The organism is Dehalogenimonas formicexedens (assembly GCF_001953175.1).
Lineage (GTDB): Bacteria > Chloroflexota > Dehalococcoidia > Dehalococcoidales > Dehalococcoidaceae > Dehalogenimonas > Dehalogenimonas formicexedens.
The window spans coordinates 1,032,386-1,050,879 of the sequence record NZ_CP018258.1 but is presented as its reverse complement, the minus strand read 5'-3'; the positions used below and the strand labels follow the sequence as shown (position 1 = coordinate 1,050,879).

Annotated in this window: 17 protein-coding genes and 1 tRNA gene; 4 read left to right on the top strand and 14 right to left on the bottom strand. The window is 54.5% G+C overall.

Annotation, left to right across the window (positions count from 1 at the left end; genetic code table 11):
• Positions 1-34 precede the first annotated feature (34 nt).
• From Dform_RS05535 to rlmN, 7 genes are all read right to left on the bottom strand, one after another.
• Positions 35-922 carry a YihY/virulence factor BrkB family protein gene (locus Dform_RS05535; protein ID WP_076004127.1) on the bottom strand — a complete coding sequence of 296 codons (888 nt, stop codon included), beginning with the start codon at positions 920-922 and terminating at the stop codon, positions 35-37.
• Entirely contained in the window at positions 897-2,021 is a 1,125-nt protein-coding gene (locus Dform_RS05530; RefSeq protein ID WP_076004126.1) for an AI-2E family transporter, read from the bottom strand. The genes Dform_RS05535 and Dform_RS05530 overlap by 26 nt, the downstream gene beginning before the upstream one ends.
• Positions 2,022-2,100: 79 nt before the next feature.
• Positions 2,101-2,334, bottom strand: coding sequence for a YtxH domain-containing protein (locus Dform_RS05525; RefSeq protein ID WP_076004125.1), 234 nt, complete (start codon positions 2,332-2,334; stop codon positions 2,101-2,103).
• 3 nt (positions 2,335-2,337) lie between these two features.
• A complete protein-coding gene (locus Dform_RS05520; protein WP_076004124.1) occupies positions 2,338-2,622 on the bottom strand; it encodes a hypothetical protein in 285 nt (94 codons plus the stop codon).
• A gap of 153 nt (positions 2,623-2,775) precedes the next feature.
• Positions 2,776-3,366 carry a phosphatase PAP2 family protein gene (locus Dform_RS05515; RefSeq protein WP_076004123.1) on the bottom strand — a complete coding sequence of 197 codons (591 nt, stop codon included), beginning with the start codon at positions 3,364-3,366 and terminating at the stop codon, positions 2,776-2,778.
• Positions 3,354-3,743: a hypothetical protein gene (locus tag Dform_RS05510; RefSeq protein WP_076004122.1), complete on the bottom strand. Its 390-nt coding sequence runs from the start codon at positions 3,741-3,743 to the stop codon at positions 3,354-3,356. The genes Dform_RS05515 and Dform_RS05510 overlap by 13 nt, the downstream gene beginning before the upstream one ends.
• A gap of 355 nt (positions 3,744-4,098) precedes the next feature.
• A complete protein-coding gene (gene rlmN / locus Dform_RS05505) occupies positions 4,099-5,187 on the bottom strand; it encodes a dual-specificity RNA methyltransferase RlmN (RefSeq protein ID WP_076004121.1) in 1,089 nt (362 codons plus the stop codon).
• 94 nt (positions 5,188-5,281) lie between these two features.
• On the opposite strand from rlmN, the gene Dform_RS05500 reads away from it, so the two are divergent.
• A complete protein-coding gene (locus Dform_RS05500) occupies positions 5,282-5,989 on the top strand; it encodes a hypothetical protein (RefSeq protein WP_076004120.1) in 708 nt (235 codons plus the stop codon).
• Here the strand turns inward: Dform_RS05500 and Dform_RS05495 are convergent, their stop codons facing one another.
• From Dform_RS05495 to Dform_RS05470, 6 genes are all read right to left on the bottom strand, one after another.
• Positions 5,990-7,372: a cobyrinic acid a,c-diamide synthase CobB gene (locus Dform_RS05495; protein ID WP_076004119.1), complete on the bottom strand. Its 1,383-nt coding sequence runs from the start codon at positions 7,370-7,372 to the stop codon at positions 5,990-5,992.
• Positions 7,373-7,438: 66 nt separating this feature from the next.
• Positions 7,439-8,239, bottom strand: coding sequence for a DUF7839 domain-containing protein (locus Dform_RS05490; RefSeq protein WP_076004118.1), 801 nt, complete (start codon positions 8,237-8,239; stop codon positions 7,439-7,441).
• A 459-nt stretch (positions 8,240-8,698) separates the two neighbouring features.
• Positions 8,699-8,771, bottom strand: a tRNA-Lys gene (locus tag Dform_RS05485).
• A gap of 42 nt (positions 8,772-8,813) precedes the next feature.
• Positions 8,814-9,332, bottom strand: a complete 519-nt coding sequence (locus Dform_RS05480) for a hydrogenase maturation protease (protein WP_076004117.1) — start codon at positions 9,330-9,332, stop codon at positions 8,814-8,816.
• A 47-nt stretch (positions 9,333-9,379) separates the two neighbouring features.
• Complete coding sequence (locus Dform_RS05475; RefSeq protein WP_083635368.1) at positions 9,380-10,666, bottom strand: glycosyltransferase family 4 protein; 1,287 nt, start codon at positions 10,664-10,666, stop codon at positions 9,380-9,382.
• A 187-nt stretch (positions 10,667-10,853) separates the two neighbouring features.
• Entirely contained in the window at positions 10,854-11,069 is a 216-nt protein-coding gene (locus Dform_RS05470; RefSeq protein ID WP_076004116.1) for a hypothetical protein, read from the bottom strand.
• 247 nt (positions 11,070-11,316) lie between these two features.
• Here Dform_RS05470 and glgB point away from each other — a divergent pair, with 247 nt between their 5' ends.
• From glgB to uvrA, 3 genes are all read left to right on the top strand, one after another.
• Positions 11,317-13,251: a 1,4-alpha-glucan branching protein GlgB gene (gene glgB, locus Dform_RS05465; protein WP_076004115.1), complete on the top strand. Its 1,935-nt coding sequence runs from the start codon at positions 11,317-11,319 to the stop codon at positions 13,249-13,251.
• On the top strand, positions 13,248-14,291 hold the full coding sequence (locus tag Dform_RS05460) for an ROK family protein (RefSeq protein WP_076004114.1): 1,044 nt from the start codon (positions 13,248-13,250) through the stop codon (positions 14,289-14,291). The genes glgB and Dform_RS05460 overlap by 4 nt, the downstream gene beginning before the upstream one ends.
• A 535-nt stretch (positions 14,292-14,826) precedes the next feature.
• A complete protein-coding gene (uvrA, locus tag Dform_RS05455) occupies positions 14,827-17,655 on the top strand; it encodes an excinuclease ABC subunit UvrA (protein WP_076004113.1) in 2,829 nt (942 codons plus the stop codon).
• On the opposite strand, the gene Dform_RS05450 is transcribed toward uvrA, so the two are convergent.
• On the bottom strand, positions 17,652-18,491 hold the full coding sequence (locus tag Dform_RS05450) for an alpha/beta hydrolase (protein WP_076004112.1): 840 nt from the start codon (positions 18,489-18,491) through the stop codon (positions 17,652-17,654). The genes uvrA and Dform_RS05450 overlap by 4 nt on opposite strands.
• Positions 18,492-18,494 lie beyond the last annotated feature (3 nt).

Sequence of the window (18,494 nt, the reverse complement as noted above, 5' to 3'; positions counted from 1 at the left end):
TAGAACGCAGGTCTTCGTACCTGCGTTCTGATTATTAAAGGGGTTTATCGGCGTCCAGTTTCAGGGTGCCTTCCCGCCACCGGCGCAGCTTGTCATTGAAGGCGCTGCCTGCCAGCAGTATGAAGGCCGACAGGTAGATCCAGACCATCAGGGCGATCGCCGAGCCAATGGTGCCGTATATGACATTGTACCGGTTGAAGTGGGCGACGAAGAGAATAAAGCTAACGCGCACAATCTCGAAAAGAACCGTCGCCAGCAGGGCTCCCGGCCAGATATGGCGCCATTTGCCTCGGACGACCGGCAGGTAAACGTACATGACAATGAACACGACGAAGGTTAATACCGACCCGACGGCGATCAGGATGAAACTGGCAGTGGTACCGAAAAACGGGATGGAAACCTCCGGGATCAGGCTGAACGCAGTCGGCAGCACGCCGGATAATAAAAACAGAAAGCCGGCCGCCAGGGCAAAAAGAACGTCTCTCGGTTTACGCAGATAAAACGGAGTCCGGTCGCAGACCCCGCAACTCCGGTTCAAGGCTACGCCGATTGACGTGAACATGTTCGAACTGGTCCACATCAGGGCTACGATGCTGAAAATCCCAACCGCGCCCCGGGCGGCGATGATGTTTTCGATATTCTGGGTGACGACGTCCGGTGAGATCGGGAGATTCTGTTGGATGAAGGTGATGATCGCCTCCCGGACCGAATCCGAGGGGAGAAACAGACCGGCAAGTGAAATAAAACCCAGCAGCAAAGGGAACAGTGAGAGAATCGCAAAATAGGCTACTCCGGCTGCCAGGTGCGACGCGTCGTTGCGGCCGAGTTCTTCGATCGTGCCCACGGAAACCCTGACGGCGACAAAGGACAGAACCCGGTCCTTGAGCCGGTTGATGTTACTTCTCAAAGATAGCGGGGTCATGGTGTCTCAACGGGAGATGATCTTCGAATCTGGCGGCGTCTTCGGTGTACTGGTAAATGCGGATAATGGTGGCTGTCAGCGGAATAGCCAGGATGATACCCCACAGTCCGGCAAAATAAGCCCCCAGGATCAGTAATAGGAGGGACACAGCCGGGTGAATGTGCTGAGCGTTACCCTGGATGCGCGGTACCAGTAGATTGTTCTCAAGCAGTTGAACGACGAGAAATAGCCCGATAACCCAGAATACGAGGTCCGGATATGTCGCCAGGATCAGAACCGCGGCGAAAAAGCCGCTTATCCAGGGGCCGATGGTGGGTACCGCCTCAAAGAATCCCGCGAGCAAGCCCAGGAATAGCGCCAGCGGAAAATTGACCCCCATGATCAACAGGGCGATAAAGGTAACGCCCCCGACGATGCTGCCCAGGATCAATTCAGCCTGAAGATAGCGCCCCAGCACCTTCCCGATAATGCCCAATATATTCCGGGCGTGAATCGAAGCCCCCTGGGGCAATTCCCGGTAAATGCCATCGCGAATTTTTTCCCAGTCCTTCAACAGGTAAAAGACGAACACCGGTAAGATGGCAAAGCCGAAGATAAAACCGATCGTCGTCGGAACCAGAGAAATACTCCGCTGAAGTGTGGTTTTAACCGCGTCGCTGACATTTGTCGAAGCGCCGGCGAATATATCGTCGATGCGCGCCCTGATCTCGGGCGAAAGATGTTCTCTCACGCCGTTTAACCAATTGGCTAAATGGCTCGTGACGGAGTTGATTATGTCCCCGGCGTTGGCAAAAATCTGAGAAACCGTATTGGCCGTCAGAGCCACCGCGTAGGTCACAACAATAGCCAAAAATATGGCGATGAAGACGAACAGAATGAGAACGATAATCGCCCGTTTTTGCTTCTGCAGCCAGGCCGGGAAGATGGTGTATTTTTCCAGCCACAGCACCACCGGCCGGAGGACATAAGCCATGAAGAGCCCGATCATAAACGGGAGAAGAACGCTTCGAAGCTTGTATACCACCACGGAAAAGGCAATTAAGGCAATGAAGAAAAGGATTGACCGCCAATGCCGTCTAAGAATATGGCGTAATTGCACCGTATATTCCTTTTCCTATCTGAGGCGGCGTATTGGACTTGAATGTTTCGATCGGCCAGGCGTGGCGGAAGACCTGAAATCAGGTCTCGGCACGGGGCAGTCGCGCTTCCAGGTTGCGTTTTGCCGCGGCGGCGCCATCGCGGACATTTTCCGCAAATTCCTCAGCTCGCTCGCTGAGTTCGACCGCCTTCTCTTTCAGCATCGAACGGGTCGCGGACCCGTTTTGCGGCGCATAGAGTAACCCGATGCCGACTCCCACGGCAACGCCAAGGAGGAGTCCCAGAGCAAAATTCCCAGAAGAATCGTTGGACATAATCTACTCCTTCCTTCGAAAGAAACCGCCCAGACCGGCTTTCAGCCCATGGAAAATAGCGGCGATTTCGATGACCGGTTTAATCAGTTCTTTGGATGCCACCTCGGTAAAACTTTCAACGTTGCAAGCCGCTTTTTGAATTGAGTCCATGACGTGTTTCGACCGTTCGTAGACTTCGTTGGTTTTGCGGTAGATTGAAAATACCAGCACCAGGACAACCAGTCCGATCAGGATGGCAACAACGCCGCCGATCACGATTACCAGGTCACGCCACCAGCCGATATCCATCAGATACCTCCGTCTGTTCGGAGAATTTTATCCCGCTTCGCCGCCGGCTTGACACCATTGTGTCAAGTTCAAGCGTTCTTAATTTGATGATAACACGCGGTTTAGGCGGGCGCAAGTAACGCACCGGAAAAAATGTGTCCGGTTACCAGGTGGTCATGCGAGAAACAAAGCCCTGGCCACCCGGCGCAGGAAACTGATGAAGAAATCGAGCCTGGCGAACAGCCAGCGAACGAATAAAGCCGCGACGCCTCCCACCGCCGCCCCGCCGACGATATCCAGGGGATAATACATCCCTGCGATGACGCGGCAAAGGGAATGGACGGCGGCGATGATTAAAAATAGCTTCCCCGCTTTTCTATTGCCCAGCCAGACGGCAAAGGCGAGGCCGAACAGGATCGCCGCGGAATTGGAGGGGAAAGACGAATCGGTAGGCTGGTACAACAGCGTCGTCACCGCGATCTCGTTGAAGGGCCGGGGCCGGAACAGGTATTCATTCATGATAGCCACCAGTCCGGTAGCGATCCCCAGGCTGGCCATAGCCTGCAGGGCAAGGACCTGGTTGTGATCCCGTTGCCGCATTTCAGAGGTGCCGAACCAAAGCAGCAACAACCCGAGGCTGGCGCCGACAATAAGAAAATAATCGTTGGCCAGGCCTTTAATAACCTCGTCAAGGATAACCCACCTGCCCGCCAGGCTGTTGATGAACAGAGAGAGCGCTTTGTCGATGACTATCAGCGCCGCCATTTCAACCTCGCGGATAGCGCCTGAAAATAGGTCCGTTCTTTAAGAGCCTCGAGGCCGCTCTGAACGGGAACCGTGGTTTTCAGCCTAGAGTGGTTCAGAAGAGAACTGACAATTATGGTTATGGCGATTGCCGAGAGTGCCGCCAGGCTGAATAGACCGGCCTGTTGCGAACCTTCAATAATGCCAACAGGATTACGGTAATTCCAGGTGAAGAAAATTATCGCGCCAGGGGCGATCAAAGCCCCCGTTATCAGCCGGGCAAATAATCGGTTCTGGCTAAACAGCAGGCCTCTCAAACCGCCTGCAATCGCAGCCGCCTGAATAAAACCCAGCGCGGAGCAGCTCACGAACAAAAAATATTCTGAACCCAAAGACATATAATTCTCAGTAAAGACCGTTTTTGAGGACAACAGGAACCATTTGATCCGGTAGTCGGGAACCGATTATCGGCCGATTGAACTACACTGCCAGCACGCGATCTCGCAGTCGCCTGCGTTCGGCAGGAATTTGCCGCTCTTACTCTCGGCAACCCAGGCGCCCGGTTTGTTTTCGCCGGTCCGCCGTTCCCAGATCAAAACCTTGTTGCAACGGCCAGGGTGCTGGTGGCTGCGATTAGCGCATTCACACCGCCCGCCGGAACGGGTCCACGCTTGCTGAACTACCGCATTAGAGAACAACTGGTTACCCTCGCGCTGAATCCGGGCGGATTATACCACTGCCAAACAAATCTAACTAATGCTTCTCTCCGGTTTCAGGCAACAGGCGCTTTTCTTCCCTCCGGCGCAACTGGCCGCAGGCGGCATCGATATCCGCTCCGCGCCGCAGCCGTTGGGTTACCTGGATGCCGTGAGACGCCAATACGACGGAAAACGCCTTTACCCGCGCAGGATTGCTTGGCTTGAACGGCAGTCCGTCAGCCGGGTTGAACGGGATAAGGTTGACATGGCAATTCAAACCGTGCAGCAGTTCGGAGAGCTGGGTTGCCTCCGCCTGGCTGTCGTTGACCCTGTCCATCAGGCAATATTCGATCGTTATCCGCCGGCCGGTCTCCGCAAAGTATTCCCGGCAAGCGTCAATGATCTTGGCCACATTCCATTTTTTGAGACCCGGTATTAGACGTTGCCTCAATTCATCGTTCGGAGCATGCAGGGATACCGCCAGGGTCACCGGCAGTTTTTCTTTCATCAGGCTGCGGATTCCGGGAACGTAGCCTACGGTTGAAACGGTCAGATGCCGGGCGCTTATCCCCAACTCCCCGGTCATCAGGCGCAGAGCCTTAATTATCGAATCGTAGTTGAGCAGCGGCTCGCCCATTCCCATGAAGGTTACATGGTCGATCTTGGGTTTTACACCGGGGGCTTCTTGGTGGTTTAGGGCACCGTTTACCGTTAACACCTGGTCGATGATTTCGCCGGGCGCCAGGTTGCGCTTGAAGCCGCTCTGGCCGGTGGCGCAGAAAGCGCAGCCAACCGGACAGCCGGCCTGGGTGGAAACGCAGCAACTGAACCTTTCGGCGTAAGGCATGCCCACCGTTTCCACTCGCGCCCCATCACGCAGTTCCAGCAGGAGTTTGATCGTGCCGTCCGGGGATTTTTGCCTGGAAATTTCCTTGGACCGTCCCACGGTGTAATTGGATCTCAAAGTCTCCCTGAAGGATGAGGGGAGGGTGACCATTTCATCGAAATCGCGCGCCCCCTTCCGGTAGAGCCAATCGGCCAGCTGCCTGCCCCGGAAAGGCGGCATATTCTCGGATTCGGCTAATTCGATTAGTTCCCTGGTGTCGTGTCCGAGGAGGAATAGGCTGGTTTCGCGATTTTTCACCCCTAGATTATCTCAAAAATGGACCAATGCCGGCAAAGCTTATACCGAATTTCGTTGAAGGTAGTGTAGAATGAAGAAAACCGGGGGGTAAAAGATGACTGTCGTTCCGTTGATCACATCCATCGTCAGCCTCATTTTCGCTGTTCTTGTCCTAGACCAGTTTTTCGCCCACCGGCGACCGTATCAGCTGGTATGGTGTCTCGGTCTGCTGATGTACACCATTAGCGCCGGCTCGGAATTTATCGCCAACAACAGCGGCATCACCGAGGCAGTGTATAAGACCTGGTATCTTTTCGGCGCTATCCTGGTGGCTGCCTGGCTGGGGATGGGCACTCTCTACCTGCTGTTAAAAAGAGGGACGGCGAACGTTATCATGATCATTTTGGCCGGGATCTCGGTATACGCGGCATTCAAAGTCTTAACAGTTGACATTGATGTCACCGGGATGACCGGACTGGAGGCCGGAATCATGCCCGGCGGCATCGTCGCTTTGACGGTTATCCTTAATATTTTCGGCACTTTGGCGCTGGCCGGCGGCGCTCTGTACAGCGCCTGGTTCTTCTGGCGGAAGCGCCTGATGAAACACCGCGTAACGTCCAACATCCTGATCGCGTTTGGCGCCATCCTCCCGGCGATGGGGGGTACCAACATGAGGCTTTCGGGCGATATGACCCTCTTTTATTTTCTGGAACTCGCCGGGATTATTATTATCTTCCTCGGATTCCTGAGGTCGAACGAAGTTTTCGGAGTCGCCCGTTTTCCGCTGATCCACGGCTTTGCCCGGATCGACGCTCGAAAATAATTAACCCTTGGCTGCCGCCGCTGTCTCAATGAACCTTTTTGCCAGCCTGGGATCGCTGCCGAAATGCAGGTGGAGGTAGCTGGCCAGCAGGTTGTTTTTGGGACCAAGGACGAATCCTTCGAGTTGCTCTTTGGGATCGGTGACCTGGTACGCCGCTACCGCCTGGTCCGGTTCGTCGAGGCGCGACCAATGGAACAGGTGGCCGCGGATAGGCTGCCCCTGTTCGGCGATGGGCGTTGATTTCAGCGATTGGGCTTTGGTATAGCCCAGGCGCTGGAGCTTATTCTGCATTGCGCAATAACCCGGTAGCAGCCCGACCATTTCATAGCGGTTGCCCCGGAAATCGGCGATTCCCTGGGAGAGATACATAAGGCCGCCGCATTCGGCGTAAACCGGCCGCCCGGACGCTACGGCGTCGCGTATGGATTGCTTCATTGCCAGGTTGGCTTCGAGTTCCCGCAGAAAAATCTCCGGAAATCCGCCCCCTATATATACGCCGTCGGTTCGCTCGGGTAAGGAAGCGTCCGATACCGGGCTGAAATTGATGATTTCCGCCCCCCACGCCCGGAGCATTTCGATATTGGCCTCGTAATAAAAATTGAAGGCCTCGTCCCTGGCCACGGCGATACGGCAGCGTGCCGGAACGGATTCGCCGGGAAACAGGACGGGGCTTGGTTCCAGTACGAACTCCGGAGCCTTTCGAGCCAAATCCAGCAGGGCGTCAAGGTCGATATGCTTTTCGATGAGATCACCCAGCTCATCAAGAAAGTTCTTCTCATTGCCCCGCTCCGCCACCGGTACCAGGCCGAGGTGTCTTTCAGGCAGGGTCAGGTCAGCGGTTTTCGGCAGGTAGCCGATTACCGGAACGCCGCAGCGCTCCTCGATGGCATCTTTGGCGGAGCGAAGGTGTGTCTGGCTGCCCACCTGGTTAAGAATGACGCCGGAGACCCTGACATCAGGGTCGTAGGTGCAATAGCCCAGGGCCATGGCTGCGGCGCTTTCGCTCATCTTGGCGATATTAAGTACCAGGATAACCGGCGCGTCAATGATTTTCGCGATTTTGGCGGTGCTGCCGCCGCCCCCGGGCTTGCGGTGGCCGTCATATAGGCCCATGACCCCCTCGACAACGGCTATATCCTTGTCCCGGTTGAAATAACTGAAAAGTTCTTTGAGGTTACCCTCCGGCAGCATCCAGGAATCGAGGTTGTGGCAGTGTCCGGCAGTTGCCAGGCTGAGATAACCCGGATCGATATAGTCCGGCCCGCATTTGAACGGTTGGACTTTGAGGCCGCGGCGGTGGAGGGCGTAGGTTATTCCGGTGGCAATGGTCGTTTTACCGACGCCGCTTGAGGTCCCGGCAATCACGAAACGGGGAATATTCAAACGAACCTCTCGTTGGGAACTTAAGTATAATTGATTATAATCCTGTGGGGTTTAACCGGTCAACGGTTAAGAAATGGTCTTGGGTTTTATCCGGAGATCGATCAAATCCGGTTTGATTTCGGCCTCGGATAAGATCTTTGTCAGCGCGGGCAACTCCTCAGCCACTGCGACGATGATCACTTCAAGGCCATAGCGCACCGCTTCAACCGCGACCTGGGGTACGGCGTAAAAATATCTTGGTTCGACTTCGATTTTTCGCAAAGCGGCGTAGGCTTCTATGCCCGCGGCGGCGACATGCCTATTACCACGCACCAGTGCCTTTAAACGTGAAAGATCGGTGCTTCGGGAGCCTCCCTCGAGGATGCCGGGAACAATCGCCAGGGAGATCTTGCCTAGTTTTAGCGGGATGATGCCCTTAACGCCGGAAACGCCCACATCTTCTCCCGGATCGGCGTTCTGTGATGCCAGGCCCCAAGCTCCGCCGTTCTGTTCCGGCCGGGCGGAGAGGATACCCTCTTTCATTACCAGACCGACAACCTGACCCTCTGTAATCCTGGCTTCCGCGATTGCGGCATTTACCGCAATATCTGTAACCGCGCGCTCGGCAAGGTTGACGTAATCGTTCAACGCCCGGAGTTCTCTCAGCATCCAGTTAACGCCGTTTGTGGTAACCCGGTACCGGGAGCGCCCTTCGGAGGACACCAAACCGTCGGCGGTCATGTGTTTCAAATAGTCGGAGATAGCCTGCGGCGTGATGTTGAGGTTGACGGCGATGGCTTTCTGCTCGATGGCGGGGCCTTTTGAAGCAATTTCCACCAGGATCTGAAATCGGGTGGAAGCGTTTTTATTGTGAAGAATGTCGGTCAAAGCTGTCCCTCAAAGATTTTGAGTTTATTATAACATCAAGGCCAAACGATTTTAGGATATTAAATATGCCAACTAATATATAAAGGATTAGACATAATGCGGCCAAAGGATTAAAATTAGTAACAGGTTAAGGGGAGTGGTATGAAGACAAAGCTTCTGGGAATTATAATCGCAATTGGCGTTATTGTGGTGTTGGGAGGCTGTGCCTCCAAGGCCGGCGCCCAGCAAAATACCGAGGTGCCGGTGACGACATCCCCTCCAATTACCACATTGGCGCCTACCGATGGAATTCCACCAACCACAAATGGTAATACGGATTGCATCAGTTGCCACGGGTATGTCCCGAGCGGATCGCTCCCGGACGGGCACCCATCTTAGGCGGCAGACCGCGGTCTGGCAGGCTACAACAAGAAAAGGCCATCTGAAAAGATGGCCTTTTTGCTAAGGGTTTTTCGAGAGTGAGCCGCCTGGGGCTCGAACCCAGCACAACCTGATTAAAAGTCAGGTGCTCTACCAACTGAGCTAGCGGCCCATGTATCGGGAAGTGTAACAAAATATCCGGTTATGGCGCAAATTATGCGTTCAGTTCACCCGTGGGCGCTATGTTCCGAAGGTCTTGCAAGACGAGTTCGAGCACTTTTCCGGCTGCCGCCTCAACGGGCCCGGAAAGGCCTTCATGCAATTCCAGGCTGCCCGGCTGGATGCCGTAAAAGACGATGTCTCCCGGTAATTCAGCGGTCAGATTAAGCAGGAACAGCGCTTCATGAACGCCGATATCGTGTACCGAGACGCTCATCTTCCTTGTTTCCACTAATTGCTCCACGCCGAACTTGAATACCGCGCCGGGCTCCGCTTCGGCATCAAGGGCATCAATGATTATGACCTTCTCGCGTCCCCGTATGATGTCGATGAGTTCCATTGCCCGGGTGGCGCCGTCAACGACTTCGACTCCCTCCGGCAAGGGCCGTTTCTTTAATTCCTCAACGACCCGCACGCCGACGCCTTCGTCCGATAAAAGGATGTTGCCGACACCCAAAATCAGGACAGGGAAAGGAACAGGTCTTCCGGCGAATTGGTGGCTTGTATCCTGCATGGTGTCCCAAGGATACCACAACGAGGTGGAATTCTGCAGATTCAGGCTTAAACCGCGTAAGATTTATCCCGGTCGCCGGAGACTTTTTCCATCAAGCCTTTGACTACCGCCTCCCAGGTATAGGATTTAGCGGTTGCCCTGGCGGAACTGCGGATCTTGTCTTCGTGGGGATCATTTGTATCAAGGTAGGTGACATAATCTTCGATTTCCCTGGGATCGGTTGATTCAAGTACGATGGCGTTATCCATGTGCCTGGCATAGTCCTCGCCCGTGCCGCCGGTAAAGGCGACGCCGCCGGCCGCCATCGCTTCCAGTCCCACCAGGCCGAACGGTTCATGGCGGCTGTTGGCCAGAACCGCGTCGGAGGCATTGTACAGGACCCTTAGAAGTTGAGGGCTGCAGTGGAATTTCATGTTGACCAGGTCGGCGTCCTGCGTCCCCTGGGCAACCGCACTCAGACAGTCGGAAGGTTTATGGCTGTCAGAAAACACATCTTTGACCCTTAATCCGAGCTGATGAGCGTTGTAAAGTACTTCTTCTCCGAATGGCTCAATGCCGCCGCGGGCCAGCAGAATGGGCTTTTTGCCGGCCCTTTTCAATCTGGCAGTGGCTTCTATCGCCTCATTCCAGCCTTTGGTGGGGTCGAACCGGGCGACTTTAGTGAACAGCAAATCCCGCTTCAACCTGGCTCTCAGTTCCGACGATTCGCGGTCGTCGACGTCGCTGACCATGGCCTCTGGAATGCCGTTCGGGATCACCACTGAATTGATGCCCTTTTCTCTCATCACGTGCTTCATGTATTTGCTGACGGTAGTCACCGTGGAGTTCGCCGCCAGCCTTTTCCAATCGATCCGGTCAAATCCAAAGGTATTGTTGGCGTTCCACAGGATTTCGGTACCATTTCGCAAGCCCGCGGCAAGCAATTGTTCTCCCAGGCGGCAGGTAGCTTCAGCGGTATGCCATTCTTCCGAAAGAACCACGACGTTTTCCTGGCGTTCAACTGCCGGCCGGATGATCGTCTCGATAACGTACGGGGGGATAGACCGGCTGTAATCTTCGACCTTTTCGTTTTCTCCCTGGTAAACGCCGTTGGGATTGTATTCGGATATCCATTGGCACCACCGGTGCAGCGTCAGGTGGCTGTCCGGCTGCGGTTCTTCGCCACGGCGCCTGGGATCGCCGATAAAAAACAGGTGGGTATTATAATTTCTGCCCAGGCAGTGGCTCAGGTTGGAAATGCGGGCGCCCAAGCCCCCGGCGAGCGAATACCGGTCCGGTCCCTCGAACGAAAGAAGGATAAAGGTTGTATTCAGGCTTTTCGATTTAGTGTTCAATCCCGAGTTCCATGAAAAATGAATCGCCGATGTTTGTGGCCGATGAAATCTGTCGGCAAGACGTATTATCCAGCCTGCGGATAAAGCAGGGGAATTGGTACAAATACCTAAAGGTCACCCGGTTGGTACCTAATTTTCGCTAAGTATTTCGGAAACTTGATTCCCGGGAACCTCAAGGGTAGAACCACTAGCGCCAACCGGTCTGTTCCGAGCCGAAATACACCAGCAAAGTGGTATCAAGATCGCGTTCCAGCTGTTGAAAAGCCAATGGCTTGCTTCTGATGTCATGTAGCTGAGGGCGTTTCTCAAGAGCGATAAGCTTCATGCCCTCGCCCATGTCCTTTTCGAGTTCGCGGAGCCGTGATAACCCGGATTGATCGATCTGTTTAAATAGCTGTGCCATCTGATTCTCCACAGTAGTTTGTAAAACATTATCGCCGACTTTCAATCATAAGGTAATTGGTAACCTTACGAATTGTTGTCGTTTTAGTTACGCATTTTTCCCTGCAACAAATACTTGCTTGCTCACGGGCTTGAATTTATTTGGAGGCGGCTGTTTCGAATATATATCTGAATACCGTAAAATCGAATTAAGTGATTCAAAACCGAACGGCGTATAATTGCCGCGGAAACGGTTCCGGAGGAATTGAATAAAGAACCGCAAATCAACCCCGGCTGGAAAGGCTGCCTCGAATCGGTGGTTCACCGAGGGGGATATTTACCTCTTTAACGAGGGGACTCATGCCAGGTTATATGAAAAATTTGGAGCCCATATTGGCAGCATCGGTGGTGTTCCGGGCACCCATTTCGCTGTTTGGGCGCCCAATGCGTTAACCGTTTCGGTCATTGGAGATTTCAACGGCTGGGACAAAAGCGCGAACCCGCTCCAGGTCCGGGACAACCCCGGTGTCTGGGAGGGATTTGTTTCCCGGGCGGCTAGCGGCGCGCGGTACAAGTATTACATCAGGTCTAAAATCAATGATTATGAGGTTGAAAAAGCCGACCCCTTCGCTTTTTCCGCTGAAACCCCGCCTAAAACCGCTTCCGTAATTAGCGATCTCCGGTATGATTGGCACGATTCGGAGTGGATGGAAGGCCGCGGGCCGCGGATCAAGACCGATGCTCCGGTCTCGATATACGAATTGCACCTCGGTTCCTGGAAAAGAGCCGAGGGCCAGGGCAACCGGTGGATGACCTATCGTGAAATCGCGCCTGAACTTGCTGATTACGTGACCAGGACCGGATTTACCCATGTAGAACTGCTTCCCGTGATGGAGCACCCTTTCTATGGATCCTGGGGTTATCAGATTACCGGCTATTTTGCGCCTACCAGCCGCTACGGCTCCCCGCAGGATTTGATGTATCTCATAGATTACCTCCATCAGCGCGGTATCGGCGTCATCCTGGATTGGGTGCCTTCACATTTCCCTGATGACCGGCATGGATTGGCATATTTTGACGGCAGCCACTTATATGAACATGAAGACCCTAGGCAAGGTCTGCATCCGGAATGGAAAAGTCTTCTTTTCAACTATGGCAGGCAGGAGGTCAAGAGTTTCCTTCTATCCAGTGCCCTCTACTGGTTGGACAAATACCACGTCGACGGGTTACGGGTGGACGCCGTGGCATCGATGTTATACCTGGACTACTCCAGAAAACCGGGAGAATGGATTCCGAACAAGTTTGGCGGGCGCGAGAATCTGGAGGCGGTGGACTTCCTGCGCCAGCTCAATGAAGGAGTCTACCGTGAATGTCCCGGAATCCAGACCATTGCCGAGGAATCGACCTCATGGCCCATGGTTTCCCGGCCGGTATACCTGGGCGGGCTCGGCTTTGGTTACAAATGGGATATGGGTTGGATGAGCGATTCGTTGAGATACCTGTCGCGAGACCCGGTTTTTCGAAAATATCACCAGCGTGAATTGAATTTCCGAAAGTTATATGCCTATTCGGAGAATTTTGTTTTGCCTTTATCCCACGACGAGGTTGTCCACGGTAAATCGTCTCTTCTGTCAAAAATGCCCGGTGACGATTGGCAGAAATTTGCCAACCTGCGGCTTCTGTTAGGTTACCAGTACGCCCAGCCCGGGAAGAAATTGGTGTTTATGGGCGGCGAGTTCGGCCAGCGGCGGGAATGGAACCATGAGGGAGAGCTCGAATGGTCTCTGCTGCAGTACGCTCCGCACCAGGGCGTCTCGCGCTGGATAACCGATTTGAACCGGCTGTACCGGAAGGAATCGGCTCTGCATCAGCTTGACTGCGAAGCCGATGGTTTCGGATGGATCGATCCTGACGATTCTGAAAACAGCACATTGTCATTCATCCGCAGGGACCGCGACGGCAATAAAATGCTGGTCCTGTGCAACTTTACGCCGGTGCCCAAGCGGAATTATAAAGTCGGAGTTCCGGAAGCAGGCTGGTACCGGGAGCTTTTAAACAGCGATGCCGATTGCTACGGCGGCAGCGGCTGGGGTAACCTCGGAAGCATAGAATCGAGACCTGTGCCGATGCACGGCCGCCCGCATTCTTTAAGTCTGAATCTTCCCCCATTGTCCATCCTTTTTTTGAAGCCAGGGAGCGAATGAACGGCATTATATCAGCCGACCGGAACATTACTCCCGTCCTGGGAATAGACGTCGGCGGCACCAAGGTTCTATCGGCTGTGATCGACGCGTATGGAAACATCCTTGCTGATCACGCCACCGCTACACGGGCTTCCGAGGGTTTCGAGTCGACCGTTGCGTCTATCGTAGGTTGCGCCAGGGGAGCCTTGGAAAAGAGCGTCATGGACCCCTCAGGTATTGTTGGAGTCGGGCTCGCCGTCGCCGGTCTGATCGATTCTAAGCAAGGGATTGTTCGCACTTCCCCCAACCTGCCCGGATGGAAGGACGCGCCCCTTGGCAGGCGGGTGGCGGAAGCCCTGGGCAAACCGGTATTTATGATCAATGACGCTAATGCAGCCGCCGTGGGCGAGCAGTATTTTGGCGCTGGACGGGGCAGCAGTCACTTTGTTTACGTAACGGTGAGCACCGGTATCGGCGGCGGATTGATCCTCGATGGCAAACTCTACGAGGGCTCGGAGGGTTTTGGCGGAGAGATCGGCCACATGGTGATAGATGACAAAGGTCCCCTGTGCAGCTGCGGCAACCGGGGTTGCTGGGAAATGCTGGCCTCGGGCAAGGCCTTGGAAAGAGAAGCCCGACGGAGCATTGAAGGCGGGGCAGTGACGACCATCTGCTCCTTCTGTCTTCCTGACCCAGAGCGCAGCGAAGGGGAAGGACCTCCCTCTCACCCTTTCGCCTACATCACCGCCAAAGCTATCCATGCCGCCGCAAAATCCGGCGATCCTCTTACCATTGAATTGATAGATCGGACCGGTTACTACCTGGGGGTGGGATTAGCGAACATCATCAATATTTTCAATCCGGAGTTGATAGTGATCGGGGGCGGGCTCTCGAACATGGGCGATATGCTTCTTAGACCCGCTGTCGAAGAGGCCGGCAGGCGCGCTTTCCGGCAGTCATTCGATCGGGTGAAATTCAAAATCGCTGGACTGGGCGCCGCATCCGGCGTTATCGGGGCGGCGGTTCATGCCCGGCAGCAAATGGAACACCCCCAACCGTAGGGGCGACCGGCCGGTCGCCCGCATCGTAGAGTCATGTATGTCTTAGCCCTCGATGAAATCGGGGCTAAGAATCTCAATTCTTCCCCGTCGAAAATATTTTCACTATCACCCCAAAAACGACACGACACGCTTGACAGACCAAAGGAACACGCGTGCTATAATACCAGTACATGAACATTAGCACAATTGTATCGCCATTCAGCTCCATTGCAGCGCTGTTACGATGACGCCAATTGTTCAATATTTTCGCCGCAGAACAAATCCACGTTCAACCCAAAGATTTGTCAGTGTAAAATATTAGGTTTGTTTCCCCAATATACTTCTTTTTGAGGAGAAACAATCGATTAAGATGTCACAGGAAGCAGGGAAATCCGCCATAGCTTTCCCGGGTTGGAGTGGTAATCTTCCATAAGGGCTGGGACCGATCCCGGTACCTTATAACCGATACCCCCTGATTGCCATAATTGACATAAAGCGAGTATAATTAAAGGCTGTTTTTGAAGGATTTTACCTTTCTTATTCTCAAGGAGTCACAATGCCTTTAGATAACATTGTTGTAAAAGGTGCCCGCGAGCACAACCTCAAAAATATTGACGTTACCATCCCCAGGGACAAACTGGTAGTAATCACCGGGGCGTCGGGGTCGGGGAAGAGTTCGCTTGCCTTCGACACCATCTACGCTGAAGGCCAGCGGCGGTACATGGAATCCCTGTCAGCCTACGCGCGGCAGTTCCTTGGCCGCATGGAAAAACCGGATGTGGATTACATCGAGGGCTTGTCTCCGGCGATTTCAATTGATCAAAAGGGCGCTTCGAGGAACCCCCGTTCAACGGTAGGGACGACCACCGAGATCTATGATTACCTGCGCCTGCTCTTTGCCCGCGTCGGCCATCCGCATTGCCCGGGCTGCGGACGGGAGATCGCCATGCAGGCGGTCGAGCAGATCGTGGACACCGTAAAGGCGCTTCCGGCAGAGTCCCGTATCCTGGTTCTCGCGCCACTGGTCAAAGACCGGAAAGGCGAACACCAGGCGATGTTCAAGGAACTCCGCAAGTCCGGTTACGCCCGTGTCCGCATAGACGGCACGGTGATAGACCTGGCGGATGACATCGAACTCGACAAAAAGAAGAAACACAAAATCGAAGTCGTCGTCGACCGCCTGGTCATCGGCCAGTCAGATACCCAGAGTCGGTTGGCTGACTCGATCGAGACAGCTCTGAAGCTGGGCGACGGAGTGGTAGTCGTTTCGATAATCGACGGCCAGGAACATCTATTTTCCGAGAAGTTCGCCTGTGCCGATTGCGGTATTTCGCTGGGCGAGATCGAACCGCGAAGTTTCAGTTTCAATTCACCCCACGGCGCCTGTCCGGATTGCACCGGCCTCGGGATTAAAATGGAGTTCGATCCCGACCTGGTGATCCCGAACAAAAAGTTATCGCTCGCCGAAGGCGCCATCCATCCCTACCAGTGGCAGACCTGGTACTTTTCACAACTCGAAGATATTGCCCGCCGCTTTAATTTTAGCCTTAACGCGCCGGTGGAGCGCCTGACGCCGGAACAAATGGAGGTTGTCCTTTACGGCGAGGGCGGCAGCCGGATCAAATACAAGAACCGGTTCGGCAGGACCAGGGAATACACCTCAGGGTTCGAGGGAGTCATCCCTAGATTGGAAAGACTTTACAAGGATTCCGAATCGGAACAGGTGAGGGCGGGTATCGAGCGTTACATGATGGCTACTCCATGCCCTACCTGCGGCGGCAAACGGCTCAAGCCCGAGGCACTGTCGGTCCTGATCGACGGCAAAAATATCGCCGAGATCTCCGCGTTGTCGGTGGTCGATAGCCTGCAATGGGTCAACCGCCTTGCCGATGCCAGGACACCGCTGTCCGAGCGCGAGCAACTCATCGCCAATCAGATATTGAAAGAATTGAAATCGAGATTGGGATTTCTCGAAGATGTCGGGCTCGACTATTTGTCGGTGGACAGGGGTTCGGCGACACTGTCGGGTGGCGAATCGCAGCGTATCAGGTTGGCGACCCAGATCGGTTCGGGCCTCATGGGCGTTCTTTACATCTGCGACGAGCCAACGGTGGGTCTTCATCCCGCCGATGATTCCCGCCTCATCGACACCTTGAAACGATTGCGCGACCTCGGCAATTCGATCATTGTCGTTGAACATGATGAAGCCATGATGCGCGCTGCCGACTGGATTGTCGACCTGGGTCCCGGCGCCGGTGAGCACGGGGGGCACATCATCGTCTCCGGGCCTCTCGATGAAGTCCTGGATTGCCGTCATTCGATAACCGGGCAATACCTTTCCGGGCGCAAGTTCATACCATTGCCCGAGCATAGACGGCCGGGGATGGGCAAAGAAATGGTTATTCGGGGCGCGCGCCAGAACAATCTTAAAAATATCGATGTTCACATTCCGCTCGGGAAGCTCGTTTGTATTTCTGGCGTCTCGGGGTCAGGAAAGAGCACGCTGGTGAACGAGATTTTGTTTAAAAAACTGGCCCAGGTCTTCAACGGTTCCCGCGAGAAACCCGGCGACCATGACGGCATCGACGGGCTGGAATACATCGATAAAGTCATCGCCATTGACCAGTCCCCGATAGGGCGGACGCCGCGGAGCAACCCGGCAACATACACCGGCGCCTTCACTCCTATTCGTGACTTATTTGCCACCGTCCCGGAAGCCCGTGTCCGAGGCTACAATTCCGGCCGTTTTTCCTTCAATATCAAAGGCGGCCGTTGCGAAGCTTGCCACGGCGAAGGCTACATCGAGATCGAGATGCAATTTTTGCCCGATGTCACCGTGCCCTGCGACGTATGCCACGGCCAACGCTATTCCCGCGAGGTACTAGACATCAAGTTCAAGGATAAAAACATCGCCGAAGTGCTCGACATGACCGTAGACCATGCCCTCGATTTCTTCGACCACTTTCCGGCAATCAAATCGAAGTTGAAAAGCATGCACGATGTCGGTTTGGGTTATATCCGTTTGGGCCAGCCCGCGCCGACATTGTCCGGCGGTGAAGCCCAGCGGATCAAACTCGCCTCAGAATTGGCCCGGCGCGCCGTCGGGCACACCCTTTACATTCTCGATGAGCCCACAACCGGGCTTTCTTTTGATGATGTGGCAGCGCTCTTGAAAGTGATGCAGCGCCTTGTAACCGCGGGGAACTCGGTGGTAGTCATCGAGCACCAGCTAGACATTATAAAAAATGCCGATTGGGTTATCGACCTTGGACCTGGCGCGGGTCATCGAGGCGGTCAAATTGTGGCAGTGGGGACCCCGGAACAGGTCGCCGCAAAGCAGGGATCGGCAACAGGGGAATACCTGAAAAAAGTACTGCCGGTTTAGGCTGGCAGGTGCCTATCGAGCCATTTAGTTAACGTACCCAGGACAAAGTCGTGGCAGGGCTCGTTGAATATCTCGTGATAACAACCCGGGAAAATGTGGAGTTCCTTGTCCGCGGATAAAACCGTATCGTAAGCCATCTGGCTGCTTGATGCGCTGGCCAGCCGGTCGGCGCTGCCGTGGAGCAACAGGATCGGGGATCTGACCTCAGAGAGTTTTGTCTGCACCGTTGCCATAAAGGTGATCAGTTCGGCGCCCATTCTAGCAGGCACCTTCCCTGTGTAAACCAGGGGATCGGAGATATAGGCTTTTACTACCGATTCATCGCGGCTGATAGCTTCGCATTCGATGGTTTGAACGCCAAGATGGGGAAGCAGGGTAGAAAGACCGCGGGATGCCGACATCAGTAATTTAGGGATGTTCTGGCCTGTTTTCAGAAGCAACCCGGACAGGGCATATCCGGCAATAGACTGCGGATTCCCGGTGGCAAGGGAGATACTCTCCAAGGCGCCCATGCTGTGCCCGACAACAAATATAGGTGCCCCCGGGTTCTGTGAAGCGACGAAAGAGGTAAAATCCTTGAGGTCATCAATCAGATCGGCAAAATGGTTGACGTAGCACCGCGGACCCGGCGATTGACCGTGCCCCCGTTGATCGTAAGTCCAGATGGCATAACCGCGCGGCAACAGGTGGTTTACTACGTTTCGATACCGGCCTGAATGATCCGCGAGGCCGTGCACCAGGATGATGATGGCTTTCTGACGGTTGTCAGGCAGCCATGCCTGATAAAAAAGGGACAGATGCCTGGCAACCTGGAATTTTCCCTCGAGATGGGTCATTAA